Here is a 26,410-nt window from a genome sequence, read left to right as displayed (position 1 = left end):
GGACAAGCATCGTCATTTTATTATGGTCAGCCTCAGGGTGAAGTGTGTCTAATCAACAGGGTTTTCGGTCTCTAAGCACTTTTTAAAGGGAACATCATCGACTCAAATCACTATTTGCAACAGTGCCTATTTGTGCCCATTATGGTGCTGGCGGCGGTCGGTGCAGGGCTGGTTCTGACCGAAACCTCGAATGCAGCGCGCGCCCAGCAAAAGCAGATGGCGATTGCGATTTTAACCCGCTATGAAATGCCATCTGAAGTGGCCTTACAGCAGCTCAACACCTTTCCTTGGCAATATGAACAGGCACGCAGCTATATGCAGGACCTGCTCAATGAAAAGCATTTACTTCGGACTGCCATTATTGATTCCCAAGGTCGTAGCCGCCTGAGTATGGGCTATCAGGATCAGGCTGGCTGGCCCAGTTTTCCGCGCGATGCCGCCTTCTTTGGCCCGATCCAGCATAAAGACAGCCATGTCTATGGTTTACGCATTGATGAAAGCCAGAGCCAGTATGCCTGGCTGCTAATCGAGCTGGACAATCAGCCTCTGGAAATTGCCCGTTATCGGGTCATGACCGTGCTGATTGCCACCGGCCTGCTGACCCTGATGCTTCTGTTGCTGTGTCTAAATTTCTATTCGCGCCGCTGGATTGCGCCAATGTACGAAATCCGTATGCAACTGCAACGCCTGAATGCCGACACGCTAGATCAGCACATGGTAATTAACAGTACCGGCGAGCTGCGTTTATTGCAGCGTGATATTGCCAATGTGGTCAAGCGTCTGCATTTCAGCTTTCTGGAACTAAAAGAACATACCGAACAGACCGAAGATGACTTGCGCCGCACCCTAGATACCTTGGAAGTCCAGAACATTACTTACCGTCAGGCACGTGACCAGGCGATTTCAGCCAACCAGTCCAAATCGGTCTTCCTGGCCAATATCAGCCATGAATTACGTACTCCGCTGAACAGTATTGATGGCTTTATCCATTTATTACTGCGCCAGGGTAATCTCAGCAATGAGCAGAACCTGTATCTGCAAACCATTCGCAAATCCTCGGCGCATCTGCTGGCACTAATTAACGATGTCCTGGATTTCTCGAAAATTGATGCCGGCAAACTGGAACTGGAAACCGCGCCTTTTGATCTGGAAGAAGCCATTTATGATGTAATGGATATGCTGTCACCGCTGGCCGCGCAGAAGCAGATTGCGATGGCTTTTTATTATGCCGACAACGTGCCAAAGCATGTGATTGGCGATGCCCTGCGCTTTAAACAGGTGCTAACCAACCTGATTTCCAATGCCATTAAATTCACCCCGGATGGTGAAATTATTGTACGCGCACGCATTGAGCATGAAGACATCGGTCAGAGCATGATTCATTTTAGCGTGCAGGACAGCGGTATTGGTTTAAGCGGCACCGACCGGAAAAAACTGTTTGAATCCTTCTCGCAAGGCGATGCCTCTGTGACCCGTCAGTTTGGCGGTACCGGTCTGGGGCTGGCAATTTCCAAGCAGCTGGTACATTTAATGCAGGGCCAGATTGGCTTTGAAGACAACCAGGAACGCGCACCGACTGAAAAAGGCTCGACCTTCTGGTTTACTGCCGTATTCAGCATTGATGAGGATGAAATTATTGTGCACCCACGCTTTGCCAACAAGCATGTGGTGTCCTATCTGGCGCATCCGGCAACCGCCAATGTGCTGCGTCACTATCTGGAAAATTATCAGGTCCAGCATACCGAAACCACTTCGATTCTGGACTTATTCAGCCGACTCAATCACCTGTCTACACCGGAAGAAGACACCTGGTTAATTGTCGATCATAGCGGTGACACCGAAGCCTTACTGAAAGAAATTCGCAGCCGCTATCAGGGCAATCTGGCCATTTACGGCTACCAGATGGCGCTTGATCCAAGCATGCTGAATGAATATCGCACCCGCCCGCTGTATCAGCCTTTAAGCCGTGGCGCGCTAATCCAGTTACTAAACAATGAAAATCCGTTTGAAGATACAGGCACCGAAGTCTTTGATGGACAGGGGCTGCATGTGCTGGCGGTAGATGACCACTTGCCAAACCTGATTGTTTTAGAAGCCTTGTTAGGTGAACTGAATGTCACCACCACCAAAGCGCTGAGCGGTCAGGAAGCCCTGAATATCCTGCAAGAGCGGATTGAACAGGATGCCAAACCGTTTGATCTGGTGTTTATGGATATTCAGATGCCGGTGATGTCCGGGATTGATACCACCCGCGCCATCCGCTCGCTGGAGTCCACTCTCGACAAGCATAAACGCCTGCCAATTATCGCCCTGACCGCGCATGCGCTGGCCGATGAAAAACAGAACCTGCTGAAAGTCGGCATGGATGATTACGTCACCAAGCCAATCCAGATTGAACAGATCATCCAGATTCTGACCCACTGGACCACTGAAAACTTTAACAAGGTGCCGGCAGTGGAAAAAGCCGTGGTGATTGAAGCGCTTGATCCGCTGGTTCTTGACTGGCAGCAAAGCCTGATGCTGGCCGCCAACAAGGAAGATCTGGCACTGGATCTGCTGCGTATGCTGCTCGACAGCTTTGCCACCGAACTGCATGAAATGCAGCAGCTGATTGAACTGGAAGATTTCCCGCAACTGGAGCATGTGCTGCATCGCCTGTATGGCGCCACCCGTTATGTCGGCACCCCAAGCCTGCAGGAAGCCACCGGTTCTTTTGAGCAGTTTGTTTCGACCTTACGTAAAGAACGCCGTAAAGCCGATGATGCCTTTATTCAGGAAGTGCTAAGACGCTTTGATGAATTACAAGCCGTGATTGCTCAGGTTGAACATGCCGCCGAGCAGATTCTAAACAAGCACACGCAGTAGTCTGACTCGACTAAAGTCAGGGTCTTGAAAGATGGATGTGACTGCCCTGTCATGTATCATGCGTATCTGCATGCTATGCTCAACAGAGGAAAAATAAGAGTTTAGACCATGACCATAGTACAGGTAGAAAAAAATAACGGCATTGCCATTGTGCGACTGAATCGCCCGGAAAAACGCAATGCCATGAGCTTTGCATTATTAAAACAGCTGGTCAAAACTGCCAGGCAGCTAAAAAAAGACCGTAGCTTGCGCTGCGTCATTCTGACTGGTGAAGCCGAAGTGTTTAGTGCCGGTATTGATCTGGCCGATTTAAACAATCCGCAAAATCGTGCCTTTGCCGCCTGGGAATTACTCAAACCCGGCCAGAGCCTGTTTCAAAAAGCCTTTCTGATCTGGCAGGAATTGCCCGTCCCTGTGATTGCTGCGATTGAAGGTTACTGTTTTGGAGCGGGGATGCAACTGGCACTGGCAGCAGATATTCGTATTGCCCATCCTAAAACCCAGATGTCAATTATGGAAAGCCGCTGGGGGCTGGTACCGGATATGGGTCTGAGCCGCTCTTTAAAAGGCCTGATTGGCCTGGACCTGGCCAAAGAACTGACCCTCACCGCCCGTATTTTTGAAGCGCAATATGCCAAAGAAATTGGCTTAGTCACCCACTTAAGTGACACACCACTGGATCATGCCCAGATTCTGGCGCAGGAACTGGCGCAGCGTTCTCCGGATGCGCTGGCTGCGGCCAAACAGGTGCTAGATGCCATGGAACATAATCCACAAAAATCCTTACGTCTGGAAAAAATCTGGCAGCTGAAATTACTGCTTGGCAAAAACAGTCAACTGGCGCGTAAAAAAGACAAGCAACCTGACACCAGTTTTTTACCGCGTCAATTTAACTAAGCACAGAGCATCAAGATCGGGAAGAGAAGCATGAGTTTTGATCGCAATACGCCCATCGCCTTTCTGGGTATGGGCTTAATGGGCACACGCATGGCAGCACGTCTGATTCATGCCGGTTTTCGGGTCGCGGTCTGGAACCGCACTGCTGCTGCCTGTGAGGAACTGCTGGACATGGGTGCTGAAGCACTGGCCCTAGAAAAGATTGGTCAATATCCGGTAATTTTAAGCTGCCTGGCCGATGACAATGCAGTCCAAGCCGTTTTTGAGCAGATTCAGCCGCATTTACAGGCCAAGCAAGTGATTGTGGATTTCTCCAGCCTGTCTGTGGATAAAACCCTGACACTGGCTGAACAGGCAGCCCGTCAGCAGGTGAAGTGGATTGATTCACCAGTGTCGGGCGGCACAGCGGGCGCAGAACAAGGCACCCTGGTGATCTTTGCCGGCGGTGATGCCGCCACCATTGAAAAACTGACCCTGATTTATAATGTGCTCTCACAGCGCGTGACCCGTATGGGCGCCAGTGGCACCGGACAGGCCACCAAAATCTGTAATCAGCTGATTGTCGCGGCCAACAGTACCCTGATTGCCGAAGCTGTCGCGCTTGCAGCTCAAGCTGGGGTAGACACCACTTTACTGGCACCCGCACTGGCCGGTGGATTTGCTGACTCCAAACCGTTTCAGATTCTAACCCCGCGCATGGCCAGTCATAGCTTTGAACCGGTGCAGTGGAAAGTCCAGACCCTGTCCAAAGACCTGAACAATGCCCTGACCCTGGCTGCGCATTATCAGCTGAATATTCCGGTGGCACAGCAGGCTTTGCAACAACTGCAAGCGCATCAGGCCAAAGGCTTTGCGGAAGCAGATTTATCCACGGTCATTCAACAGGTGGAACAGACCACTTAATTTCACCCTTTGCACAGGGAATGCAGGACATTGTTTATGACGAAACTTGCCGTAAATCTTTCTATGATTTTTACTGAAGTGCCGCTACTTGAGCGCTTTGCACTGGCCAGACAACACGGCTTCCAGCATGTTGAAATCCAGTTTCCGTATGAACTGAGCATTGCGCAGATTCAAAGCCAGCTAACCTTGCATGAACTGACGCTGTGCCTGATTAATGTTCCGGCCGGAGATTTAATGCAAGGCGGCAACGGGCTGGCCGGTGTGCCGGGCAAGGAAATCGAGTTTCGTCATGCCGTTGAACAGGCCATTGAATACGCGGTTGCACTCAAAGTGCCAAGTGTCAATATTCTGGCTGGTAAACAGCCCCAGGATGCCGATCTGCTGCCTTGCCTCAGAACACTGGCCGAGAACCTGAAAATGGCCAGCCATATGCTTAGCAGCCAGCAGATCCAGCCGGTAATGGAAATGATTAATGGCACCGACATGCCGCGCTTTTTAGTACAGAACATTGCCCAGGCCCAAGAGATGCTTGAAGCGGTGCAACATCCGGCGCTAAAAATGCAGTATGACTGCTATCACATGGCCATGATGGGTGAAAACGTACTGGAAGGACTGATCGAGAATATCCAACAGATTGGCCATATCCAGTTTGCCGACTGCCCGGGTCGTCATGAACCGGATACCGGCGATATTGCCTTTGCGGAAGTGTTTGACTGGCTCAAACACAGTGACTATGCAGGCTATGTGGCGGCGGAATATCGACCGAGCAAAGATTCAGCAAATTCCTTTGCGTGGAAAAACAAATACTTTGCCGAATATCAATAATTCGGCACTGTCATAGATTTGAAATTTAGGCTCAAAGCCGCTATATTAGACAATGAATAATTGTCAGGAAATTATACCCTTTATGAATTTAGAACCATCGCCCGGCGCTTCTAATTCTCACGATCTCGCAATGACTTCCCCAAACAATGACGTACACGCTTGCCTGCAAGTTGTGCGCGATGCCCTTGAAGATGTAAAAGCCAAAGAAATTGTTGAGCTTGATGTTAGCAGCATCAGCAATGTTGCAGATGCTATTGTGATTGCTAGCGGCACCTCAACCCGTCATGTTAAATCTCTTGCTGATAACGTTGCTGAAGAAGCACGTAAAGCAGGCTTCCGCCCGATTGGTATGGAAGGTGAACGCGATGCTGAATGGATCTTGATTGATCTGGGTATCGTGGTGGTACATGTCATGCTTCCAACTGCCCGTAAGTTCTACGACCTAGAAAGCTTATGGCGTACAGCACCTGAATCTGTAAACTAAGATTTCCCAAAAAGCGACCTGAAGGTCGCTTTTTTATTGAGCTAAAATCAGGACTGATCACAGCAGAAAAATACACCCACTGATCTTTCCACTTCCCAATAGCCGAACTTAAACCACTTGGTCGTGCCTCTCACCCCCATCTCAACGCTTTCATCGTATGTAACGAAAAAGACTCTATTTAGTCACAGATATAAAAAATCCCCCTCAATCGAGGGGGATTTTGAACGCGGGTATCGGACGTCTTAGTGACCCGTACCGTTAATCGCTTTGGTCATGTCTTCAACCACTTTCTTGGCATCACCGAAGACCATCATAGTCTTGTCGTTATAGAACAGGTCATTGTCCAGACCTGCATAACCAGTCGCCATTGAGCGCTTGATCACCATAATGGTACGTGCTTTATGTGCTTCCAGAATTGGCATACCGTAAATTGGCGAGTTTGGATCGTCTTTGGCTGCCGGGTTGACTACGTCGTTGGCACCTATCACCAATACCACATCCGTTGCCGGGAAGTCCGAGTTAATTTCGTCCATTTCCAGAATGTCTTCATACGGCACGTCGGCTTCAGCAAGCAAGACGTTCATGTGACCTGGCATACGACCCGCCACCGGGTGAATCGCAAAACGCACCGTTACACCCTGCTCTTTCAGCAAGTTGGCCAGTTCTTTCACCGCATTTTGTGCACGGCCTTGTGCCATACCATAACCTGGCACAATCACCACGCTGTCCGCATTGGACATTAAGAAGCCAGCATCATCTGCAGAACCTGAACGGTAGTTACGCTGTACCTGCTCACCCGCACCTGCGGTAGGCGCTGCCGCCCCACCCATCGCACCACCAAACAAAACGTTGATGATTGAACGGTTCATGGCTTTACACATGATGTACGACAGAATTGCACCTGATGAACCAACCAGTGAACCCGCCACAATCAGCATGTTGTTTTCCAAGGTAAAACCAATCCCTGCTGCCGCCCAGCCCGAGAAGGAGTTGAGCAGTGATACCACCACCGGCATGTCGCCACCACCGACTGGGGCAATCCAGACCCAGCCAAAGGCTAAAGCCAGTGCGGTCATGGCCCAGAACGAGGTCATGCTACCGCTTAAGAAGAAGTGAATCCCAAAGCCCAGCATGGCAATGAAAATCAGTGCCTGAACCGGTTTAACCCAGCCACCCGAAATGGTCTTGGCCCATTTTTTCGCTGCCAGTTTACCGTAAGCAAATACCGATGCAGTAAAGGTAATCGCACCAACAAAACAGCCCACGAACAATTCAAACAAATGCACTTTGCTCATTTCATGGAAGCTGACGCCATTGGCTGCCAACAGCTCTGGACCCAGTTCAACCAGCTTGTTGTTATGAATAATCGCTGCAATTGCAATTAACACCGCTGCCAGACCGACCAGTGAGTGCATCAGTGCTACGGTTTCTGGCATTTGCGTCATCGGTACGGTACGCGCACGGGCAATCCCGACAATGGCACCCAGAATCATCGCCCCCACAATCATCCAGATAACCGGATGATCCGCCACAAAGAAGGTAGTCAATACGGCAATCGCCATGGCGATCATGCCGTAACGGTTACCAGCAATCGCCGTTTTTGGCCCAGACAGGCCTCGTAAAGTTAAAATAAAGAGGACAGCCCCAATCAGGTAGAACCAATCCGCATAGTCTCGAATAAATTCCATCAATTAGCCCTCTTTTTTCTTTTGTTTTGGTTTAAACATTTCCAGCATACGCGCAGTCACTGCGAAGCCACCGAAAATATTAATACTGGCCAGGAATACTGCAATCGCACCAAGTACGCTCACCACGTTAATGCTCTGGAACTGCACATTGGCATCCACACCTAACACAGGCAAGCCAACCGTTTGAATCATCGCCCCCACGATAATGATCGAAGACAGCGCATTGGTTACCGCCATCAGTGGCGTATGCAATGCAGGTGTAACCCCCCAAACCACGTAGTAACCTACGAAAATGGCCAGGACAAAAATTGTAATTGTTTCAACCATGACTGTTCTCCTTAACCTCGTTTCAACAGCACTTGGCCGCCGTGCGTAACCAGTAGGGCTTTTTGAATCTCATCTTCCTGACTGATGGCAAAGTTCTTTTCGCTATCAAAAAGGGTTTCCACAAAATTCAGCACATTACGTGCATACAGCGCCGATGCTTCAGTAGAGACCGTTGATGGAATATTCGGTACACCGAGAATTTTCACGCCGTTGTCGGTCACCACGGTTTCACCGCATTGAGAACCTTCAACGTTACCACCCGTTTCTACCGCCATATCCAGAATGACTGAACCCGGTTTCATCTTGGCCACAGTTTCCGCCTTGATTAAACGCGGTGCATCACGACCTGGTAACAGCGCTGTGGTAATCACGATGTCAGCATTGGAAACGGCTTTATCGACAATAATGGCCTGATCTTTGATGTACTGTTCGCCCGGCATCCAGCCATAGCCGTTTTTGGCGGCATCAGCAGCTTTTTGCTGTTCTTCTTCAGACATCGGCACGTCTAGCCATTTCCCGCCCAGAGATTCAACCTGATCTTTGGCAGTTGGACGCAGGTCAGTGGCTTCCACCACCGCACCCAGACGTTTTGCGGTCGCAATCGCTTGCAAGCCGGCAACACCCACCCCCATGATCACGACACGGGCAGGTTTGACTGTCCCTGCTGCGGTCATCAGCATCGGGAACATACGCTGGTATTCAGCTGCAGCCAGCAATACCGATTTATAACCGGCCAAGTTGGCTTGTGAGGACAGCACATCCATGTTTTGCGCACGGGACAGGGTCCGTGGCAATAATTCCAGGGCAAATGCAGACACCTGCTGTGCAGCAAATTGGTCAAGTTCAGTATTGCGGTATGGGTCAAACATTGCCACCACGGTAGAGTTAGGAGCAAGTTTTTGAATTTCCTCACCTTTCGGCGCGCGAACTTTCAAAATCATTTGACTGCCGGTATAGGCATCATCTGTAATTTTGGCACCCACGTGCTCATAGGCGCTATCGATATAGGCAGCTTTTAAGCCTGCACCACGTTCAATAACCACGCTATGACCCGCGTTGATCAACTTCTTTACTGTCTCTGGCGTTGCAGCGACACGATTTTCACCGACGACAGTTTCGGTTGGGATTCCGATCTGCATGAGCGTTCCTCAAGCTAATTTTTCTTAAGTAAACATCGCCAAAACGATGCTTCCCCTCAGGTTATGTTCTTGTTGAATTTTTGGATTCTAATTGAACTTTTTTAAATTACCACCCAATATTTATTTAATAAATACCCATATTTTGAACTGATGATTCATAAAAAGAAGGGTGGCAGATATAATTGATCAGTTTGGCTTTATATTCTTCATGGCCCTGATCTGGAAATAATGTGTATAAATTTTCAGCACAGCTCCTGACTTTTTACAGCGAATTACGTCCTGTTCTGTTTTTTCTTTCCTTAAAATTGATTGTTTTGACAAATCTTATCGTGTAGAGCCGGCTTACAACAGGCTGATAAATACCAATAATGAACGGCTTTTTCGCAGCAAAAAATGAACATCCAGTTCATGATTGGCTGAAATGACATCTTAATCACAGAAGAATCCGGGATAAATTGGTCAAAACTGCCCAATGTTCGGGCAGAAAAGTAAATCCTGCGGCAAATGCACCGATTGGCTAAATGATTTCCTGCCCGCTGATCTGGACTTAACCCATACATCTGGCTGTGAAAGCGCGATAAAAAATTAAAAGTTTTTTTATTGATCATTTTGCCTGATGATGAATAAAGCAGTGCAACTGCTTAAATTTGCGTATTTTGCACTATTTTTGTGCAACAATTGCCCGCAAGACATCAATAGATCTTTGCCTGAAATAAACCATCTTAAAATTTTCATAAAATGAGAATAAAGCCTATCTTTACACATTCATTTCTTCGAGCAGACAGCTTATACTCAACGCATGAAAATCTGGTGACACCTGCCCTCTTGATTAAATTGCTCTGAATATGTCCATTTCCTTGACCAGAACGCAGTTAGGTTCACTGTTTGCACTATGCGCGGCCTTTTTATTTAGCACCAAAGCTATTTTTATCAAGCAAGCCTACGCACTTTCACCTCTGGTGGATGCCACCACCTTAATGACCCTGCGGATGGCCAGCGCACTGCCGTTTTTCCTGCTGATCTGCTGGTTTAACCGGCATCGCAATACCCAGATTCAGCTGCGCGAATGGATACTGCTCGTGGCTGCCGGGCTGCTCGGCTATTATTTTGCCAGCTGGCTCGACTTTCTGGGGCTCATGTTTATTAGCGCCTCACTGGAACGGATTATCCTGTTTCTGTATCCCACCTTAACCGTTCTAGCCAGCAGCCTGATCTACAAGCAGCGCTTAAGCCTGAAAACGATACTAGCCTTGCTGCTCAGTTATGGTGGAACGGTACTGGTGATGTTACAAGAACAGCAAAACATGCCAGATGGCCATTCCTTCTGGCTCGGTGCCAGTCTGGTATTTGCCAGTGCGGTGGCTTTTGCCGCCTATTTACTGGTGACGCCGCGGCTGATCCAGAAATTTGGCAGCTGGAATTTTACCGGCCTGGCGCTAAGTGTGGCCTGCTTCGGCACCTTACTGCATTATCTGCTGGCCGTACCGGAGCCACTACAACGGCTGAGTCAATTACCGGGCAGCGTCTATGCCTATGGCATTGGACTGGGCATTCTGGTCACGGTGTTGCCAACCATTTTATTAATGCAAAGTATCGAACGCCTGGGAGCCGCTCATTCGGCCATGATCGCCTCTATCGGCCCGATTCTGACCATTGTGCTGGCCACCCTGTTTTTAGATGAATATTTAAATGCCTGGCAATGGCTGGGTTGCGCCCTCAATATCATTGGGGTGATGATGATTAGCCTGTCCAAGAAAAAGCTGATGGCCTGATCCATGATCAGTCAGCTCAGCCTGTTCCGGACTGCTGTGCATGTGTCTTGCACATGCAAAAAGAATGTTGCAAATGGTGATCTTTGGCCGTCATGCTCAGTATTGCCGAAGATGCGATTGAATGAATTAACCTGAACTGGACCTTGTATGAATACCTCTCCCGATATTAGTCAGGATAAAACCCTGCTCTGGCTTATGGCGCTGGCTTGTGGTCTATGTGCAGGGGCCAACTATTATTGCCAGCCGCTGATTAACTCGATTCATACTTATTTTCAGGTGCCGGAATCCCAAGTCGCGCTCACGGTGACGTTTGCCCAGGTGTCCTATGCGCTGGGGCTGTTATTTATTGTGCCGGTTGGCGATACCGTCAATAAAACCAAATTCATTCCACTACTGATGTTTCTGGCCGCGTTTGGCCTGTTTCTATGTGCTTTTTCAGTGAATCTGCCAATGCTCTGGATTGGCACCATCATGACCGGACTATTTTCCGTGGCCGCGCAGATTCTGATTCCGTTTGCCACCATGTCGGTCAAGCCGGATAAAATGGGCGAAGTGGTCGGACTACTGATGAGTGGTTTACTGGTCGGGATTTTACTGTCGACCAGTCTGGCCGGACTGTTGTCCAATTTATATGGCTGGCAGCTGATTTATATCATCAGTGGCGTGTTGATGATGGGACTGGCGATTATTCTGAAAAAACACTTGCCACATATTCCGACGGTGCGCATGGCCTATGGCAAAATCCTGCATTCGATGCTGCAACTGATCCGCCAGGAAAAACGGCTGGTCTATCGCTCCCTGATTGGTGCCAGTGCCTTTGCCGCCATGAGCGTGCTGTTTTCCACCATTGCGGTGTTACTTGGCTCCTCTTTTGGCCTGCCAGATGTCGCAGTCGGTTTAGTCACCTTAATTGGGGTATTTGGCGCACTCTCTACCAAAAAAATTGGCAAAATTGCCGACCGGGGTCATGGCAAACTGATCACCTGGGCCGGACTCTCTTTATTGGCGGTCAGCTGGAGTTTCCTGTATTTCGGCGCGCAGTATTTATGGAGCTATATTATTGGTTTTGGCCTAATTAACCTGGGACTGGCCAGTGTGCATACCAGTAACCAGAACGTGATTTTCCATTTACGCCCCGATGCCAAATCACGCCTGAATGCAGTCTATATGACCAGCTATTTTATTGGCGGCGCCTGCGGTTCTGCACTGGGCATTTACGCCTGGCATCATGGCGGCTGGAGCATGAGCTGTCTGGTTGGTTTAACCCTGGTGCTCTGCTCGGCCTGTTTTGCCTGGTTAGATCAGCAACATCTGCGCCGCCAGCAACTGGCTTAAAACTGTATAAATCGTGCAGGCAGGTTTAAGACACCTGCACCATCGGATAATGCGGCTGGGCCGAATCAATACTGGCCGGATATTCCAGCAGAATCTGAATAAAGGATGGAATTAAGGCAGCAAATATACTGGTTGCCCCAGCCAGAATGTCACGGTTTAACAGGCTGTTATAGTTGGCACCGCCGCTGGCAAACTGGTGACGCAGACTGTCAAAACGTTTAAACACCGCCATTAGCAAGGCCACCGACTGTTTATTTTGCAAGGTCTGTTGCAGATCAATCTGCTCTTGGGCAGCGCGCTGCTGCCATTCATCGCGCGTGAGCTGTAAATGCTGATAGGCCCAAAATTCCGGATGGGTATACGGGTGCGCCAACAGGGACTGAATCTGCTGCTGGTATTTTTCCCATAACACATAATCAATTTTTCGGGTTTCATCCTGCTGGTGCAGAAGCTGAAAAAACTGCTGTAACTGCGCAGCGGATGGACTGGCCGCATCTTCACGGTAAATGGCCTGAAAGGCAATCCATAAACTCATAAACTTGAAATCCAGCTCCTGATCCAGACTCAGGGCTTTTTTAAACCAGCTCAGGCTGCGCTGTATTTTCAGATTAAAATGCACCGAATTTTCATTCTTTTTACTGCGGTAAATTTCCTCAACCACCAGCATCTTTGTTATCCTTTTTCTTGTCTTACTGCATCAATGTAATGGTTTTTTTATTTTGTCTCAACCTTTTGATCCTTCAATTTATTTATTACCCGTCTATTTTCCAGCACAAATAAATCCGAGTATTTTCCTTTTATTTAAATAAAATAAATAAAAAATCTGAAAGCTTAAAATATATTTAAAACACATTTTATCTAGCAGCTACTTAAAATAAAGAAATGTAAAGTTATATATAAAATCACGAAAAATGTAATTACACAAAAGATTACATTCTTAAAAATCCTATGTAGGACAGCCAATTAAAAATGCCGGCTTAAAATCACCGCTTACAACTAAATAAGATGTAACAGAGCCAGGGTTTTTCATGAGATGTTTCATGTTAAAAAGAAGCTATCTGTTTTTCTCAGATGATTTCAGCGCGCTAGCGATAGCGTCGATATCTATAAAAGAGGTGTTCAAATGCAAAATCAAAACAATGGTTCAAACCAACAGCAACAGCAGCCTCAACAGCAAGGCAATCAGCAGCAGCAACAAGACCGTCTGCAGCAACAGCAACCTCAACAACAGCAAAATAACCAGCAACAAGGCAATCAGCAACGCCAGCAAGATCAACAGCAGCAACAGCCTCAACATCAGGGCAACCAGCAGCAACAACAAAACCAGCAACAGCGCCAGCAAAATGATCAGCAACAGGATCAGCTGCGCCAACAACAGCAACAGCCTGGCCAGCAACAAAACCGCCAGCAGCAACAGCAACAACCGCAGCAATATGGTCAACAACGCCATAACCAGAATGCGCAGCAGCAAAACAATCTCTTAGATGATGAAGATATGTAAAACCATTTTTTGTTTTTCACTTATTTTTATTATAAATAATCGAAGGAGATGATCATGGTCAACAATGCAAATGATCCACATGGGTACTGGCGTGACAACCATGCAGACCGTCCTTACTACAATGATTTTAAAAGAGATATCCCAGATATTGATTATGATCGGGACTTATCTTCTGCTTATGACCTCGGTACACGTGCCCGCAGTGAATATGGCACAGATCGCGACTTTGAAAGTTCTGAAGGCGACCTGAAACAGCGCTGGGAAGAGTTTAAAGCAGATTCTCGCTTAAAATGGGAACAGGCCAAGCACGCGATTAAAGATGCCTGGGATAGAAACTAGATTGCCCTCAGTCTGGTTCTGATACGGTTCAGAGTTATAGGTCATTATGACCTATAACTTTTTTATATCTGTGGGTTTTATCTCTGCAGATTTTCTATTTTGTGTTCTCTATTTGATTTATATATCCCTATTATTTTTGCTTGACTACTTCAATAATACTCTGACTAATTGCTCGCGACAGCTGTTCCAGTTTTTTCTTTTTGGTGCCATTAAATACACAGCGATAATGATGCAGTTTATTCTGATACGAAATACAGTAAAAAAATGTTCCGACCGGTTTTTCCTTAGTTTCAGAGCCACCACGTTTTAATAAACCGGTACAGCCAACAAAAATATCAGAATCAATGATCTGTTTGGCTTTTAAAACCAGTTGCTCCGTTACTTCAGCAGATTCTGGAGAGTATTTTTCCAGGAATTTCTTTGAAATTTTTAAAATACTGACTTTTAAATTGGCGTCATAACAAACCAAGCTGCCATTTAAAATATCGCCTGAATTTTTATTTAATGAAAAATGATAGGCCAGATACCCTGCCGAAGCACTTTCAATAAAGGTGACTTTTAATTTCTTTTTGGCAAGTAACTGGCAGCATTTATTCATTTATACCCATCCTGAATATAATTATTCCTTCCGATTTAAACATAGCTCTTTTTCAGTGCTTTTTTCTGAAAAGTAACATTTCATTTATTTTTTAAAACTAAAAATATAACCCTCTGATTTTTATACCTATAGGTTAATTGCCCATATACATACTTTACATGAAGCCACACAACTCAGGCTTAAGTTTACAGCCAACTAGATTACTGTTTTCTAGGGTTAAATCATGGAGCAGAATAATGCCAACGGTCGTCAAACAAAGATTATTAGACATACTCAATGATGTGCCTGAAACCTATTTTGATCTGGTGTCCTTTTATTTAGATGCCGATATTGCTCCCACCGCCAAACAACAAAAAGCCCTGTTCAGTTTAAAACATGAAATTGAAACCCTGCCGTTGGCCCTACCCGATTTCCCTCGCCAGCTGGATCAGCTGGAGCACTGGATGATCCAGCATGAACAGCAAGCCCAGCTCGAATTTGAATATTATTTAAAGCGCCGTGCCTGGGGACAGCCACGCGAATATTTTCACTGCCTGTCCGATGCTTATGAGTTTCTGATCAAGATTGCCCCGACCCAGCGTGCGCAGGCAGCCTGGCTCTACAGTTTTAGCCAGCACTGGGATGACCGGCGCTATACCGAGCTGATTCAGCTGTATCTGCAAGCTCTGGCCTATGGTCACACGCAGCAGCATCAGCTGTATCAGTTCAATGCACTGCTTGAAACCCTGCAGCTAGATAACTTTGTACTCGGTCTGGAAGATGGCTATTTTCATCAGGCTGCAATTCAGCTGGCACTGGCGTACTGCCCTGCCGATTTCATGCCTTTGACCTTAGGGTTTCATATTGGCAAACACCTGTGCTCGCTGCATCAGCTGATCATTGCGCATGAACTGAAAGAACTCGGTATTCACACCCGCTGTTTTCAGCCACAGCAGCGTTCAACATCACGGCATACGCCCGTGCTACATGCCATTGCCAGTCTGGCTCCGGGCGAAAAACAGCAGGCTCAATATCTGCGCCTGATTCAGCTGGGCTATGGCTTAAGCCAGCAAGGGATGAACGAGGAAAAAGTCCTGCAGCGGCTGCATCTGCACGACATTATCCAGAAAATTTTCCAGCACAAAGCCCTGATGGGCAAATTCATTCATGACAATAAATGTATTTTTACCAACCGCAGCATCAACCAGTGGCTGGAAACCGTCGAAGGCGTGGATGGGTTTATCCAGCAACTGCTGGAAACCGACTGGATCCGTTTAGGTCAGGACCCGGAGCAGAGTAAATTCTGGCGTCTGATTCATCAGCAGGAAAGCCAGATGTTCGGGCTGTTTAACCGTACCGAACAGCAGTTTATTTATGACTGGATTCTGGGAGATGCCGCAGTACAGCATCCTGCCCCATCTGCGCTGCAAAGCACGTCGGACCATTTTAAAACCAGCGACCACTTTAATTATATGGCCGAGCTGGAGCTGGAAGAAATTCAGCTCAAATACGCCCAGGCCTCATCTTTTGACGACAAAATCCGGCAGCTATTGCCTTATTTGGCCCCGCATAAATCTGCCAGCGATGCCGGACGCTGGTGTACCCAGCAATACAGCCAGGCCCTTTTCCCGGCGCTGTCGCAGGCGCTCGACTCAATGCATCATAAAAGTTAATTACGGAGAACAGCAACAATGAAAAAAGATCAACAACCGAGTGAAATGGCCGGCGCAGATGCGGCAAACCGACAGAACAGTAATGATAAATCCGTTCAATTAGACCCGTATCGCAGTGATGCGACACAACAGGCGCTCACCACCAATCAGGGCGTTAAAATTGCCGATAACCAGAACAGCCTCAGAGCTGGCATTCGCGGGGCCACCCTGCTCGAAGATTTTATTTTTCATGAAAAAATGACCCACTTTGACCATGAACGGATTCCGGAGCGTATTGTGCATGCGCGTGGCACCGGTGCGCATGGTTATTTTGAAGCCTATCCGGGCAATGAAAAATATACCAAAGCCCATTTTCTAACTACCCCAGAACATAAAACGCCAGTCTTTGTACGCTTCTCGACCGTACAAGGGCCGCGCGGCTCGGCAGATACGGTACGCGATATTCGCGGCTTTGCCATCAAGTTCTATACCCAGGAAGGCATTTATGACATGGTCTGCAACAATGCCCCGGTGTTCTTTATTCAGGATGGCATGAAATTCCCGGATTTTGTGCATGCCTTAAAACCGGAACCGGATACCGAAATTCCAACCGGTGCCAGTGCACATGACACCTTCTGGGACTTTGTTTCGCTGGTGCCAGAAAGCTCACATGCGGTGATCTGGGCCATTTCCGACCGTGGTATTCCAAAAAACTTCCGTAGTATGCAGGGCTTTGGCGTACATACCTACCGCTTTATTAATGCCGAAAACAAATCGGTGTTTGTGAAATTCCACTGGACCCCGAAACAGGGTATGGCCGCCTTGGTCTGGGATGAAGCACAGAAAATTGCCGGGAAAGACCCGGATTATCATCGCCGCGATTTGTATCAGGCCATCGAGAACGGTTTCTATCCGGAATGGGAACTGGGCGTGCAGATTGTGGAGCAGGAAGATGAAATGAGCTTTGACTTCGACCTGCTTGATCCGACCAAGCTGATTCCGGAAGAACTGGTGCCGGTCATTCCGATTGGCCGGATGGTGCTCAACCGCAATATTGACAATTTCTTTGATGAAACCGAACAGGTCGCCTTCTGTCCGGCGCATATTGTGCCGGGAATCGACTTCACCAATGACCCACTGCTGCAGGCGCGGATTTTCTCCTATACCGATACCCAGCTCAGCCGTTTAGGGGGCCCGAACTTCCATCAGCTGCCGATTAACCAGGCGGTGTGTCCGTTTCACAATAACCAGCGCGATGGCATCCATCAGAGCCGGGTTCATCGCGGTCAGGCGGCGTATCAGCCCAACTCGATTGACAATGACTGGCCACGAGAAACCCCACCCGCAGCCAAAGGTGGCGGTTTTGAAAGCTATCAGGAACGCATTGACGGGCATAAAATCCGTCAGCGCAGTCCATCCTTTAGCGATCACTTTTCGCAGGTGCGTCTGTATTTCAAAAGCCTGAGCCTGCCTGAACAGAAACACGTGGTCGATGCCTATGTCTTTGAGCTGAGTAAAGTGCAGCGCAAACCTATCCGTGAGCGTGTGGTGCACAATATGCTGGCCAATATTGATGCCAATCTGGCCAAAATGGTCGCCGATAAACTCGGCATTGCACTAGATGAAAGCCAGCTGCCGCCTGATCTACCCGAGGAAAAAACCTCGGCCAAGTTATCCATGACTGCATTTTTACCGCCGAATATTGAAGGCCGTAAAATCGCGGTACTGGTACATCCCCATGCCGCCACCGACAATATTGAGCCGATTCATCAATGGGCCTTAAAAGAAAATGTGATGCTGGATTTTCTGACGCCCACCCCTTCCCCAACCACCACTATTGAAGATGACATGATTCCATCTGATGGGATGCAGCAGGCCGAACCTTCAGTGCTGTATGATGCAGTGATTGTGCTGGATGGCAACAATCTGGATGCCTTTAAGCGCGATGGGGTGGCCTGCCATTATGTGATTGAAGCCTATAAACATTTAAAACCGGTGGTGTTGTTAGGGGATAAAGCCGAGCTGCTGGAACATCTGCGTCTACCACCAGATGAAGGCGTATTTAGCGATGCCAGTTTCCAGAATGTGGCGGAAGGCTTTAAAGAAGCGATTCGTCACAACCGGGTCTGGGCACGTGAAGCCATTGCAGAATCTATTCCGGCTTAATTGTTCTGCACTCATACAAGCTGAATCAACAAAAGGGAAGCCAATGGCTTCCCTTTTGTTTGAATAGATGGATGAGATTCAGATTAAAACTTGATGTACATAGTGCTTTCCTCTCACCTTAATCTGCAATCTGCGCCGTTTGATACCGCTCCAGCTCCTTGTCACTCGAGATCTGTGGAGGGGCTGCAATATCCAGCGGTTCTAAGCTCATTAAGGACACTTTGATCTTCTTTCCCTTTGGGGTCTTCGGCTGATCTTCATCAACGGTAATTTTCTGAATAAATGTCGCCAACCAGAGTATAAACTCTTCTTTATTGCTGCTTTTCGGCACAATGCTCAAGTCCAGTTTCAGCTCGTTGGCATATAAAGGGTTGACCATCAGCTCATTAAAGTCGATGCAATTGACCAATAATTTAAGACGTGTTTTTTTGATTTCAGCACGCAGCTCAATCATTAACATATTTAAATCATTGATAATATCTCCTCTAAAGTCCTTATTTCGCTCGACATTTCTATAGATTATTTCAGAAAGTTTAATATACTGGGGCATACGATCATCCATTTATTATTCTGAATATAGTGATATTGAAGGATTTTACGTAACTTTATGTAGTATTTAATAGATATTTTGCAAGAAAAGCGCGTCTTGTTACATTGGAATTACATATTTTTTTAAACAAATCAAAGAATAACTATAATTTGCGAACTGATTGTCAATTTTTCCAGTGAATTAATTTTATTATTTTTATTTTGCTTAAGAGGATTATATATGTATTTTGATTATATATTCTAATTGAATTTAAAGATCATTTTCGGGAGTATTCATTTAATTTATAAAATAACTTAAACTTAATATCAATAATTATAATTTATATTTTAACAATATAACAGTTAAAATAGCAGCAAGCTAAAATATGGATATTCACCCTCCCACCTTCGGACAGCCAACAACAATCTTTTTTCGTCAGCCGGATTTTGTGCTACTATCTCGCCCCTGCACGCCCGGTGGATATGAGTAAAACCCTCTGCCTTGTGCTGCCCGATCTGTGCGAATAGCGCCTCAGTTTTGTTTCCCGTCGTTGCAAGGTTTGCTGTTGAATGTCAAATGTAAATACGCTTGAAAATATCCAACTGCCAAGAATTTCCGTGGCCCCCATGATGGATTGGCAGTAAATCTATTTTAATTTTAATCTATTCAATTACTTAACCAACATGCAAAAATCAATAGTTGCAAAATAGTTGCAAGACAAACAAAAAAGATGCCCTCAGTCCGAAGACCAAGGGCATGATAAAAACTGGACAACCTGCTAATAACGCTTACTATTAAAAACGGACTTGGCAAAGTCAATAAACGTGATAATCACCTTCGCCCAGCGCTCCCAATTTTGACCGAGATCCGTGATAAACGACTTTACGAAAGCTAAAACCCAGGCTTTCTTGTCAGCACCCGAATCACGCTCTTTTTCCGCTGCATCCATAGCATTGACAGTCGTTTGAATGATTTCACGACCAACACCATAAGCATCCACAATTGGAGAAAGTGCGCTTGCAATAGTTAATGCTGCCATGTGTTATGCCCCTTTTTCATAATCAATTAGAACTTTGGCCACAGCTTTTGCTGCAATCCAATATCGTGCCTGGAATGCAGCCAACTCAGCTTCATTTGAGATGAAACCCAATTCGACAATCAAGCCGCCAGCATTGATGTATGCCAAACTGCCACGAGCAGATTTACTCTGATCAATCCATCCATTGTCTCCACGCAATCGACTGCCTAAAGCACTTGCCACAGCTGCAGATAAATCCTGGGCCAATTTTTTATCGCGTGGCAGTGCAATTGTTTCAATCCCGTTTGCCTGCTTTGAAGCTGCTGCATTCATGTGAAATTCAACCGCAACTGATGAGCCTTTAATCAGTTTTAAAGCTGATGATAACGGATCATTTCGAGTACTCGTACCATCCGTTTTTGTTGCAATTCCTGCTTCTCGTAAATAAAAAGCCACTGCATTGCGGAAATTCGTCACAAGTTCAGATTCCTTGATCTTGCCATTTACCGCGCCTGGATCAGAGTTACTGTGGCCAGCTGTAACAGCCACAAAACCCAGCGGCCGATGCAAACTTGGCTGATACCACTTTTTACCAAGCCAGGACAAAAAGACCATCACACCGCCTGTCACATACGCATGATATTCAACCGGAATCAATTTAAAATCCACTGCCCATTGCAAGCCTGGAATAAGCACAAGTAATAAAAAAGCCCCCAACACCGGGAGCTTTACTGACAAAAATTGCCATGCATTTTGTTCTATAAATTTCATTACTGACCTCTGATAATCGCCACGTCTGCTTCAAGACGTGTAAGTTTTTCTTTGATAACTGAATCATCGCGTGATGATTGAATGATTGATGAACCGACCCAGACGCATGCAGAAATGACCACGCCCGCAAAAATGCTGATTATGATCCGGATGATTGTTAGCCCACCCTCCTGCGCCGCCGACTTTTTCTCAAGATTGCCAACCCGCACGCAAACCTGATCAATGTCTTTTCGGTTTTCTTCACCTGCAGTTTTGTGCGCTTCATTGATAAATGTGAGGCGCGTAACATGGTCTGAAAGTGTTCTGATTTCGCTTTGCATAGAGTCGATTTTCTTTTCGATTCTCATCCCATACGTTTCCGGATCTGCCATATATCCCCCTCTTGATCTGGCAATAAAAAAGCACCCCTAAAGGTGCTTTATGGTTGAAAATTTTAACTATCAGCAGTTGCCTGTGTGATTCGTGTTGAATAGTTCCACGAAGTCGGCTCCCACACGTCCCGCGCAGCAACACGCACATAATATGTGGTCGTTGATTGCAAGCCGGTAATCGTGCAAGCATTTTCAGTACCTGTCCAACGTGCTGCCGTTGTATCAGGATCAAAGTTCGCATTGGTACTGATCCACACTTGGTAATCTTTCAGATCAGGCACTTCACTTGGAATCCAAGTCACTGTGATCGAATCTGCAGTTGCCGATGTATAGACGTTCAACAATTGTGGTGGCACTGGATTGCTGATATTCAGCTCTGCAAAAGTGCTGACAATCGAACCGTTTTTACTTGCGACCCGTACTGTATAAGCACGTTGAATACCGTCGATTTTCGCTTCATCCATGCTGTATGAATAATCTGTATTCGTTGTATCAACAGTTCGAAGCAATACACCATTCGACCAAATCTGAACAATATAACCTGTCGCACCAGCTGCACTTTGCCATTGAACTTTAAAGCTCGTTCCTTCAAATGCAGATTGAAGTGATAAACCTTTGACACCTGCAGGACGCCCCCCGTTGATGGTGTAACTGTATGCCGTCACTTCATCCAAGGTTTCTTCTTTTTGCTCAAGACCATTGAAGCTGGTGAACTTCAGATAAATCTGTTTTCCGACCATATTTTCATTGTAATCGTGACTAAAAATGGCACGATCAATACGGACAAATGATTCGCCTGCATTATGTGGCCCTGCATCATCGAAACGTCCACGAAGCATGCCACTTAATGTATAACGCCCTGATCCATCCAAGGTTGCATCAATATAGTTGATATATTCATCACCGACTTTACACAACGTTGCATCAACTTCAGCATCTTCAAGCGTACCACCAAAGATTTGACTTGATGTGTTCAATTGCACTTGCATCGATGTGTCATCTGCATCAATGGCTGAAACTAATGTACCGTAACGCGCTGAACCATAAATGGTCCCGATCATTTCGTATGTTGTATTGTCCAAACTTGCCCAGACGTTACAGCCACCCCAATTAATACCACCAGATGCAGCTACCCAAATCTGATTTTTACCATCCGTCAATTCTAAAGGAGGCTCAAAAATTGCCGGTGCATTGACGTTGCCTGGTTCCTCATTGCCACCTTGGTACCCGTTTGATGATTGAAGATCGTACTCAACTGCTGAACGAGATCCGACTGCTAACTCTTCAGCTGTAATCGAAAGTACACCCTCTTCATCTTCTTCAACTCGTGTGATTCGTACTGGAAACTGATTCAAACCTAAGGATTCATCCGTAATCGTGACAATATCCATTGGTTCAAGTCGGCAGTACTTCCAGCCTAATTCAAACTCATATTCATTACGGACATAAAGTTTTCGCTGCAATAGCAACTGCACTGCATGGCGGGCAATTTTAGGTTCACAGAAGAAATCATGCTTGACCGGATCTTGTGTACGCAAACCAAACATTTCAATATTTGCTTGGTCCTTAGCCTCAACAGTTTCTGTGTTGTATTGATTGAAGCGGTTTACATACTCAATCTGACAATGGTTATAGGCATCGGTATCACGGCTACGACGAACCCGAACCGGCTGATCTTCACCTAAAAAATCATCATCAGTGAGGTGATATACCGGTTCAAGATTTGGCGTAAATGTCACGCCATTACCCGTCACTGCACTGTCACCGTATGAACGGATTTTCAAACCGTCTGGACTTGGTACCACTGCACAATTTACCGCTTCCACAATTTCATTGATAATTTCAAATGCTTCACGTTGTTCTGTCAAAGCAGGACTGATCAACAAATTAGTTGCTGCACAATAGGTTCGAAATTCAGATAAATCTGCCATATTCAGACTAGGTGCTGCACCGTACCGAGGATTGGTGATGAAGTCTTCAATCACATCAGCAGGATTGGCATCATGAATTGTTTCTGAAAATGTAATATCGCTGATCACTTCAAAATTATGATTCGATAAGCTGGCACTCCCCCCCAGATCGTAGTTGGCACATGCGACATAACCGAGAAATGGATAGTGCAATGCCTGGTCAGGATGCTTTGATGGGAGATAGCCCCAAACAGGATTATGATCACCATCAAATAATTCAAACCCTAGCTGATCAATGGGTTTAAGCTGAATACCGCCTTCTGTTTTGGGAACAATCTGTTCTTTATCACGCCAGATAATCCCAATGTCTTTGATTTTATTTTCACAAAGCCCCAGCATGAAGGACGCGCTGTAGGTATAAGTCGTGTTTTTGGTTTTTACGCCACCACCCTTACCACCTTGCTTTTTCGTTGTTGTATGGGCTGTGGCTGTAAAATCACCATACCAGAACATATTTGCCGCAACACGATTTTTACCATAAACCAAAGGCTGGCAAAGACCATAGGCTGACTGCTGGATACGCATTGAATTGATACGTTTGTCAGATGTACTGACGGTACCACCACCAAAAACACCACCCATTTTATAGCCCTCTTAAACGATAAAACCCGGCAATTCGCCGGGCTAAACTTCCTTTGGTTCCATCCTGAAGAATGACTCCCTGATGGATATATGAGTGGATAATCGTTGGCCACTCAATGACAATTGCAGCATGGCTGATGCACTTGCCAAAATGATAGAGAACAATATCACCAGGCTGAGGATCGTCTACCTGATCACAAAATTTCTGAATGTGCTCAAGATAACGCTGACCCATCTGGTGCATGTGCCAATCGGCTGGGTATGGTCGTGGATCATAATGATCAATAAGCCCCACTGCTTCATAAACTTCACAAAGCAGTGTTGCACAATCGACACCGACACCTTTGACACGCCCTTGATGGTGGTATGGTGTACCGAGCCAGGTTAGGGCTTCAGTAACTGCTTCATGATTTTTCATAATAATTATCACTATGCAAGTTGTTTCATAAATCCTGTCAAGCGACGAGCCATGATTGCCAGCCCCTGCCTGTTTGGATGTGTACCATCGGGCATGTATGATGTATAAATCTCAGAAATATGGGGGTCGAGCATAGATTCTCGATTCATATCCAAAACTGGGATACCGTAGAAGTTAGCAACTTCAATAATCGCATCCGCGTAATCACGTAAAGTTTTACCTTCTGTGTTGACAGCATTATCTGCGTCAAGCGGAGATTGTGAGCGTTTGATCGGAGTCATGAAGAAAAATGGCTTGCCTAGATACTTGACTAACATGCCTTGACACAACACATGGAGCGCACCATAAAACGTGTTTACTGTTCTATCCGACATAGTACCAAAAGGCGTGTGACTGTATTGCCAATCGTTTGTTCCTGCCGCCACTACTACTGCATCCGCATCATCCATCAGTGTATAACGAGTAGAAATAGGGTTGCGTTCAGATGGATTTGAAGCTTTTTGAGCAATCGTAGACCCACCAATACCGTAATTAATCGGTGTGAATTTAAGAGTTGCACCAGCAACATCGGAATAGTTGTAAACTCCCGCTGCTGCTTCCGTGATTGAGTCACCGATAAAATTAACAGTCTTACCTTTCCACCAATTAAGGCTTTCAGTTGCGCTACCACTTACAGCTTTAGCTATTGAACCAGGCTTGATTGAAGCAAAATAATCAAAGTAGTTCGATAAAAATAATGACGAAAGTAACTCATCAACATCAGACGCTTGAAGTTCGCTTCCTGCACCAAAAATCTCGGTTAAGTCTAAAAGCACAACACCATCGTAAAGTCGATTAAAAGTAAATACCCCCCCACGACCAATCATAATAGTGACACCACCATCAGTTACAGTTTTGATACATGATGCGAAATCCCACTGTCCGATGTTGCTACTAAATATTGCACGTTGCGCCCCTGCTGTATCGAGATAGTTTGTTAAGCTTAGAGAACTATCGCGCTGTTCAGCATTGTTACCGTCTGTGCTGATTAGTTTTGACCAACAACCGACATAAATGACATGATCATTTTCAAAAGCTACTTTTTGAGTAAGATAAGAATTTTGAGCTACAACATTTAAGCTAAGACTTTTAGCGCCAATTTTGAAATCAGATGTTGTCGTTGTTAAAGCTGCACCGTCTTGGTTTTTTTTCCATCCATCAAAGTCATTTTCGAAGCTAGAGTTTAGACATTTGTTAAATGCTGCTGTCTGCATTTCCCCTAATAATCGAACTTGCTTCGAGCTAAATGATTTGGTGTTAAAGAGTGTCTTATCTATTGCGCTGAGAAACGTATTTTCAAACCAGCTCAAAGAAGGCTCTTTACCTGCTCCAAAAATCTCGGTTAGATTCACACAAACCAAAGCATCAAAATCCGCATCGTAAGTTAAAGACACCCCACGGCCAATTGATACGCGAATACCGTTTGTTGAGTTGACTTTTTTAATTCCAGATACTCGCTCCCACGCACCGTCACTAGCAATGAATTTCGGTCTAACTGCATTAAGACTTGTTCCGTAGTCTGAGATAGTTAGACGTTCTGATACCTCAAGTGTGCTGTTCGAGCCACTATTTAAACGAGACCATACTGAAACATAAATAACATCATTTTGAGCAAAAGGAATATCTTGGGATACCGAAGCAGATTCTGCTGTTGCTGAGATATTTAAGTATTTGCCGCCATCGATTCCTGATTGCTTAATTAGTGCTACTGTTGATGCTTGATGCTTTGTCCAGTCATTTAAATCATTCTCAAAACTTGGATTGAGCAGCTTATTTTCAAGCGCCCCATGCCCGACCTTTGCAATATTGTCATTTAAAACATTAGAGTTGGATTTGATTTTTTGTTCAACAGATTCAACACTATCTAACTCTTTAAACATTGTCCATGTGACACCCAGGTCTGTTGTTCTGCGCAGTAAAAAACGCTGATCATGCGTCTCGATCTCCTGATATATGCTATTCGCATATACAATATTTCGTACCAAAAAAGCGCCTGTGATTTGGGTGGGCTTATTCGTTACAACTGTTGATGCCGGGAAAAAATGGTACCCTAATTCCGTGAACGTATTTAAATCAGTTTCTTCTGCAACAATTTTTGGTTTAAAGAGTGCATTTAAAGTCACAAGATCTAAACTTGCAACGTTTTCAGCTAACTGCCCAAGTCGTTGCTTCATTTGCGTATTGGTAGCAGTTGGGTCTGTAATTTCTGCAACAGTAGGTAAAGGCATTTTCTCACCCCATA

Annotated in this window: 22 protein-coding genes and 2 pseudogenes; 12 read left to right on the top strand and 12 right to left on the bottom strand. The window is 46.0% G+C overall.

Features of this window, described 5'->3' with window-relative positions:
• The 6 genes and pseudogenes from FTU54_RS03960 to rsfS all read left to right on the top strand — a co-directional run.
• Positions 1-75, top strand: a pseudogene (locus tag FTU54_RS03960) (IS6 family transposase); the annotation flags it as partial.
• 51 nt (positions 76-126) lie between these two features.
• Positions 127-2,865, top strand: a pseudogene (locus FTU54_RS03955) (ATP-binding protein); the annotation flags it as partial.
• A 108-nt stretch (positions 2,866-2,973) separates the two neighbouring features.
• Positions 2,974-3,762: a crotonase/enoyl-CoA hydratase family protein gene (locus tag FTU54_RS03950; protein ID WP_016658615.1), complete on the top strand. Its 789-nt coding sequence runs from the start codon at positions 2,974-2,976 to the stop codon at positions 3,760-3,762.
• Positions 3,763-3,792: 30 nt separating this feature from the next.
• The gene (locus FTU54_RS03945; protein ID WP_005180090.1) at positions 3,793-4,665 is read left to right on the top strand and encodes an NAD(P)-dependent oxidoreductase; all 873 of its coding nucleotides are present in this window, start codon (positions 3,793-3,795) and stop codon (positions 4,663-4,665) included.
• A gap of 36 nt (positions 4,666-4,701) precedes the next feature.
• Positions 4,702-5,490: a hydroxypyruvate isomerase family protein gene (locus FTU54_RS03940; protein WP_075167476.1), complete on the top strand. Its 789-nt coding sequence runs from the start codon at positions 4,702-4,704 to the stop codon at positions 5,488-5,490.
• An 82-nt stretch (positions 5,491-5,572) separates the two neighbouring features.
• Complete coding sequence (rsfS, locus tag FTU54_RS03935) at positions 5,573-5,974, top strand: ribosome silencing factor (RefSeq protein ID WP_005180097.1); 402 nt, start codon at positions 5,573-5,575, stop codon at positions 5,972-5,974.
• Positions 5,975-6,216: 242 nt separating this feature from the next.
• Here rsfS and FTU54_RS03930 read toward each other — a convergent pair whose 3' ends face one another.
• The 3 genes from FTU54_RS03930 to FTU54_RS03920 are packed head-to-tail and all read right to left on the bottom strand — an operon-like array spanning position 6,217 to position 9,128.
• A complete protein-coding gene (locus FTU54_RS03930) occupies positions 6,217-7,662 on the bottom strand; it encodes an NAD(P)(+) transhydrogenase (Re/Si-specific) subunit beta (RefSeq protein ID WP_005180098.1) in 1,446 nt (481 codons plus the stop codon).
• Between the two features lie 3 nt (positions 7,663-7,665).
• Positions 7,666-7,989, bottom strand: coding sequence for a proton-translocating transhydrogenase family protein (locus tag FTU54_RS03925; protein WP_005180100.1), 324 nt, complete (start codon positions 7,987-7,989; stop codon positions 7,666-7,668).
• 11 nt (positions 7,990-8,000) lie between these two features.
• Positions 8,001-9,128 carry a Re/Si-specific NAD(P)(+) transhydrogenase subunit alpha gene (locus FTU54_RS03920; protein ID WP_180074525.1) on the bottom strand — a complete coding sequence of 376 codons (1,128 nt, stop codon included), beginning with the start codon at positions 9,126-9,128 and terminating at the stop codon, positions 8,001-8,003.
• A gap of 845 nt (positions 9,129-9,973) precedes the next feature.
• On the opposite strand from FTU54_RS03920, the gene FTU54_RS03915 reads away from it, so the two are divergent.
• Both FTU54_RS03915 and FTU54_RS03910 read left to right on the top strand, forming a co-directional pair.
• Positions 9,974-10,900: a DMT family transporter gene (locus tag FTU54_RS03915; RefSeq protein ID WP_005180104.1), complete on the top strand. Its 927-nt coding sequence runs from the start codon at positions 9,974-9,976 to the stop codon at positions 10,898-10,900.
• A 147-nt stretch (positions 10,901-11,047) separates the two neighbouring features.
• A complete protein-coding gene (locus FTU54_RS03910; protein ID WP_180074524.1) occupies positions 11,048-12,235 on the top strand; it encodes an MFS transporter in 1,188 nt (395 codons plus the stop codon).
• Positions 12,236-12,260: 25 nt separating this feature from the next.
• Here FTU54_RS03910 and FTU54_RS03905 read toward each other — a convergent pair whose 3' ends face one another.
• Positions 12,261-12,902, bottom strand: coding sequence for a hypothetical protein (locus tag FTU54_RS03905; protein WP_180074523.1), 642 nt, complete (start codon positions 12,900-12,902; stop codon positions 12,261-12,263).
• Positions 12,903-13,358: 456 nt separating this feature from the next.
• Between FTU54_RS03905 and FTU54_RS03900 the strand changes: the two genes are divergently transcribed.
• Together FTU54_RS03900 and FTU54_RS03895 are read left to right on the top strand one after the other, a co-directional pair.
• Positions 13,359-13,736, top strand: a complete 378-nt coding sequence (locus tag FTU54_RS03900; protein WP_005180110.1) for a hypothetical protein — start codon at positions 13,359-13,361, stop codon at positions 13,734-13,736.
• Positions 13,737-13,790: 54 nt separating this feature from the next.
• Positions 13,791-14,075, top strand: a complete 285-nt coding sequence (locus tag FTU54_RS03895; RefSeq protein ID WP_005180111.1) for a hypothetical protein — start codon at positions 13,791-13,793, stop codon at positions 14,073-14,075.
• A gap of 130 nt (positions 14,076-14,205) precedes the next feature.
• Here the strand turns inward: FTU54_RS03895 and FTU54_RS03890 are convergent, their stop codons facing one another.
• Positions 14,206-14,673 carry a CinA family protein gene (locus tag FTU54_RS03890; protein WP_016658606.1) on the bottom strand — a complete coding sequence of 156 codons (468 nt, stop codon included), beginning with the start codon at positions 14,671-14,673 and terminating at the stop codon, positions 14,206-14,208.
• A 236-nt stretch (positions 14,674-14,909) separates the two neighbouring features.
• On the opposite strand from FTU54_RS03890, the gene FTU54_RS03885 reads away from it, so the two are divergent.
• Together FTU54_RS03885 and katE are read left to right on the top strand one after the other, a co-directional pair.
• Positions 14,910-16,325 carry a hypothetical protein gene (locus FTU54_RS03885; RefSeq protein WP_168399796.1) on the top strand — a complete coding sequence of 472 codons (1,416 nt, stop codon included), beginning with the start codon at positions 14,910-14,912 and terminating at the stop codon, positions 16,323-16,325.
• A gap of 18 nt (positions 16,326-16,343) precedes the next feature.
• Complete coding sequence (gene katE, locus FTU54_RS03880) at positions 16,344-18,470, top strand: catalase HPII (RefSeq protein WP_168399797.1); 2,127 nt, start codon at positions 16,344-16,346, stop codon at positions 18,468-18,470.
• A gap of 118 nt (positions 18,471-18,588) precedes the next feature.
• Here katE and FTU54_RS03875 read toward each other — a convergent pair whose 3' ends face one another.
• From FTU54_RS03875 to FTU54_RS15255, 7 genes are all read right to left on the bottom strand, one after another.
• Positions 18,589-19,020, bottom strand: coding sequence for a hypothetical protein (locus FTU54_RS03875; RefSeq protein WP_168384215.1), 432 nt, complete (start codon positions 19,018-19,020; stop codon positions 18,589-18,591).
• Positions 19,021-19,777: 757 nt separating this feature from the next.
• Entirely contained in the window at positions 19,778-20,038 is a 261-nt protein-coding gene (locus tag FTU54_RS03870; protein ID WP_180074522.1) for a hypothetical protein, read from the bottom strand.
• 3 nt (positions 20,039-20,041) lie between these two features.
• A complete protein-coding gene (locus tag FTU54_RS03865; protein WP_180074521.1) occupies positions 20,042-20,788 on the bottom strand; it encodes an N-acetylmuramoyl-L-alanine amidase in 747 nt (248 codons plus the stop codon).
• The gene (locus FTU54_RS03860; RefSeq protein WP_180074520.1) at positions 20,788-21,159 is read right to left on the bottom strand and encodes a hypothetical protein; all 372 of its coding nucleotides are present in this window, start codon (positions 21,157-21,159) and stop codon (positions 20,788-20,790) included. Before FTU54_RS03860 ends, FTU54_RS03865 begins: the two co-directional genes overlap by 1 nt.
• A 62-nt stretch (positions 21,160-21,221) precedes the next feature.
• The gene (locus tag FTU54_RS03855; protein ID WP_180074519.1) at positions 21,222-23,711 is read right to left on the bottom strand and encodes a phage tail protein; all 2,490 of its coding nucleotides are present in this window, start codon (positions 23,709-23,711) and stop codon (positions 21,222-21,224) included.
• 1 nt (position 23,712) lies between these two features.
• Positions 23,713-24,129 (bottom strand): C40 family peptidase, encoded by a 417-nt coding sequence (locus FTU54_RS03850; protein ID WP_180074518.1) that lies wholly within the window; start codon positions 24,127-24,129, stop codon positions 23,713-23,715.
• 11 nt (positions 24,130-24,140) lie between these two features.
• Positions 24,141-26,396, bottom strand: coding sequence for an SGNH/GDSL hydrolase family protein (locus FTU54_RS15255; RefSeq protein WP_180074517.1), 2,256 nt, complete (start codon positions 26,394-26,396; stop codon positions 24,141-24,143).
• Positions 26,397-26,410: the final 14 nt, after the last annotated feature.

This window comes from Acinetobacter sp. YH12116, from assembly GCF_013418895.1.
In the GTDB taxonomy this organism is placed as follows: Bacteria; Pseudomonadota; Gammaproteobacteria; order Pseudomonadales; family Moraxellaceae; genus Acinetobacter; species Acinetobacter indicus.
This window is presented reverse-complemented; position numbering and strand designations above follow the sequence as displayed.